Raw genomic sequence first — 2825 nt, 5'->3', positions numbered from 1 at the left:
GGGGGGGGGGGGTGGGGGGGGGGGCGCCCGGGCCCCCCCCCCCCGGAGGCCCGTCCGGCTCCGGGCAGGCCGCGCCGCGCGGGGAGGCGGCGGATCGCCGCGGGCGGCCGCGCCTGGCCCCGCCCACCGCCCGCATCAGCCGTTCAGGATCGAGTAGATCGCCGCCGCGCTCTCCGCCGCGAAGCCGTTCTGCCCCCAGGAGAGGGGCTGCACCAGCGTCGCGACGCCACTGGCGCTGGCCAGGGCCTTGGCCTCGGCGACGCTCGACTGCGCCACGTAGCGGTCGAGCATCCTGGCGAGCTTGGTGGCGTCCTTGAAGTCGGCGATATCCATCCGCTTCTCCAGCGCCGCCTTCTGCTGGTCGACGTCGAGCCGGGCGAAGCTGTCGGGCAGGCCCAGCACGCCGCGCACCACGGCCGAGAGGTTGGTATCGGCCATGACGCTGTACCAGCTGGTGACCTGCGGCAGCATCCGCTTGGCATAGACCGCCTGGCGCAGCGTCTCGGAGGTGGCGCTGAGCGAGTCCTCGAAGGCCGCCTGGGTGTAGAGCTGCGCGATCTTCTCGACCACGGCGCTGTCGGCCACTTTCGGCCCGCCCTGCGCCGGCACCGCCGCCGCGCCGGCGACATTGCTGACCAGCGTGGCGCCGACCGAATCCTGCGCCGGCGTGAAGTCGATCTCCGCCACGCCGCGGGCCCTGGCATCGCTGAAGACCAGCGTGTCGCCCTGGGCGACGACGCGGATCGCCGTCGCGCCGCCATCGGCGCGGCGCAGCGCCGCCTGCAGCTTCGCCGCGATCGCGCCCGGTGTCCTGGCCTCGGTGAGCGGGACATCCTCCACCGTGACACCGCCGATGCCGCCCGAGAAGCTCAGGAAGCCGCGCGTCAGCCGCAGCCCCTCGATCCCGACCGTGGCGGTCGAGGGCATGGCGGGAAGCTCGGGGATGGCGAGGCCGCCATAGTTCAGGTCGCCGGCGATCGCCTGGTAGCGGCTGTCGGTCATGCGCGCGGCGACGGAGGTGCTGTCCGTCACGTCGCTGTTCAGCACCTTCCGCATCAGCCCTTCCATGCCGATCTGCGCGTCCAGCCCATAGGCCTTCAGCACCAGCGACTGCAGACGGTAGTCGGACAGCAGATCCTGCGCCGTCGCCTTGCTCGGCAGCCGCTCGCGCAGATAGGCGAGGTCGCGCTGCAGTTGCGGGTCCTTGCTGAAGGCCTTGAAATCGGCCGGGGTCCTGGTCTGCAGCAGCTTCCAGCCGGCCATGCCGGTGGGAAGGCCGATGCCCACCAGGCTGATGCCGCCGCTCATGCCTCGGCGGACAGCGGCGGCGGCGCCGGCTTCTCCGCCTCGGGATTGTAGCCGGCGGGCAGGCGCATCAGCACGCGGTTGGTCTCCGGGTCGCGCAGCTCGGAATAGAGCCGCATGGTCCTGCCATCCAGTTGCACGTTGAAGGTCGGCCCGGCGGGGACGACGCGCTGCTCGCGCTCGGCCGTCTGCGGCGCGGTGCCCGTGGCGGGCGGCGGGGTCTCGGCCTCGCGCCGGGCCGTGCCGGCCGGGCCGGTCTCGGTGGTGCGCGCGCCGGCGGGCGGGATGGGTTCGATCATGTCGGTCTTCCTGTTCTCTGCGGACTGTTCTGCGGAAGGGCTTCTCCCAGGGCGATGGCGGGACCGGCGATCAGGCCGGGCGGGCCTCGGGCGCCCGGTTCCGGGTGGCGAGGCGGTGGGGCTGCGGCGCCGGCCCTGCCAGGCCGGAAGGGACGGGGCCGGAAGGGACGGGGCCGGAAGGGACGGGGCCGGGACGGGCGGGGCCGGCATGGGCCGGGACGGGCTCGGCGGCCGGGCCACGGCGGAAGCGCTCCGGCGGCGGCAGGTCGAGCAGCGCGGATTCGTAGAGCACCAGGTCGCGCAGGGCGGAGAGCGCGCGGTAGGTGTTGCCGGCGCGCATCTGCGTCTCCGCCTCGTCGAGCTGGCGCAGGTGCTCGGGCTTGACGAAGGCGCCGCGCAGGCGCGCCATCTGCTCGTCGAAGGCCGCCATCGAGCCCAGCGCGGGCTGGGCGCCGAGCAGCACGTTCTGCGCGGCGAAATAGGCGCGGCGCACCGGGGTGGTGGCGTCCTCGGGCAGCAGCACGTCCTTCTCGCGGACGATCTGCGCCTGGGTCTCGACCATCAGATAGGCGCGCCGCTCGCCATTGGTGACGACGGCGCCGTTGATGAACAGCCGCTCGCCCGGGGCGAGCTTCAGGATCAGCGACATCAGCCTGCTCCGGCGGGGGCCGTGCCGGCGGGGCGGAGCCCGGCCATGACGGCGCGGTTGACATCGATCAGCGCGGCGGGCGCCTTGCTCTCGCGCGCCACGCGGTCGCTTTCGGCCAGCACCCAGCGGGCCAGCGAGATCAGGCGGGCCTTGACCGTGTCGGCGAAGGCATTGCCCTCGGCGGCGAGATCGGCCGCGAAGGCGATCCAGACCATGCGGTTCTCGTGCAGGGCGCTGGGCAGGGCGGCGGGGCCGGCGGCGGGATCGGCCGCGGCCTCCAGCAGCGCCGTGGCGCGGGCCAGGACGCGATACTCGATCTCGCGCGGGTCCTCGGTCTGCCGGATGGCAGAGCCATAGGCGGCGGCGATGCCGCGCGGCCGCAGCAGGGGCGCGGGGCGGAGGGTGTCCTGAGCGACGCTCAACATCGGATTCTTCCTTGGTCACGCCGGCCGGCTTTGCCGGGAAGGCGCGGTGGCCTCGGGCAGCGGGTCGTCGGGGCGCGGGGGGGGGGGGCCCCCCCCCCCCCCCGGCCCGGCGACGTGGTTGCTCAGCCCTTGAGCTCTTCCGGAACC

General features: G+C 74.2%; 4 protein-coding genes. All 4 read right to left on the bottom strand.

Annotation, left to right across the window (positions count from 1 at the left end; translation table 11 throughout):
• Nucleotides 1-135: 135 nt before the first annotated feature.
• The 4 genes from ACVMLK_RS20620 to flaF all read right to left on the bottom strand — a co-directional run bounded on the left by ACVMLK_RS20620 (nucleotide 136) and on the right by flaF (nucleotide 2678).
• The gene (locus tag ACVMLK_RS20620) at nucleotides 136-1308 is read right to left on the bottom strand and encodes a DUF1217 domain-containing protein (RefSeq protein ID WP_422925963.1); all 1173 of its coding nucleotides are present in this window, start codon (nucleotides 1306-1308) and stop codon (nucleotides 136-138) included.
• Nucleotides 1305-1604 (bottom strand): hypothetical protein, encoded by a 300-nt coding sequence (locus ACVMLK_RS20615; protein WP_457487486.1) that lies wholly within the window; start codon nucleotides 1602-1604, stop codon nucleotides 1305-1307. The genes ACVMLK_RS20620 and ACVMLK_RS20615 overlap by 4 nt, the downstream gene beginning before the upstream one ends.
• A 70-nt stretch (nucleotides 1605-1674) precedes the next feature.
• On the bottom strand, nucleotides 1675-2253 hold the full coding sequence (locus tag ACVMLK_RS20610; protein WP_457487485.1) for a flagellar biosynthesis repressor FlbT: 579 nt from the start codon (nucleotides 2251-2253) through the stop codon (nucleotides 1675-1677).
• Nucleotides 2253-2678: a flagellar biosynthesis regulator FlaF gene (gene flaF / locus ACVMLK_RS20605; RefSeq protein ID WP_422925969.1), complete on the bottom strand. Its 426-nt coding sequence runs from the start codon at nucleotides 2676-2678 to the stop codon at nucleotides 2253-2255. Before flaF ends, ACVMLK_RS20610 begins: the two co-directional genes overlap by 1 nt.
• Between the last annotated feature and the right edge of the window lie 147 nt (nucleotides 2679-2825).

Source organism: Teichococcus aerofrigidensis, assembly GCF_054073225.1.
The sequence above is the reverse complement of the archived record's forward strand: the minus strand, read 5'-3'. Positions and strand labels throughout refer to the sequence as shown.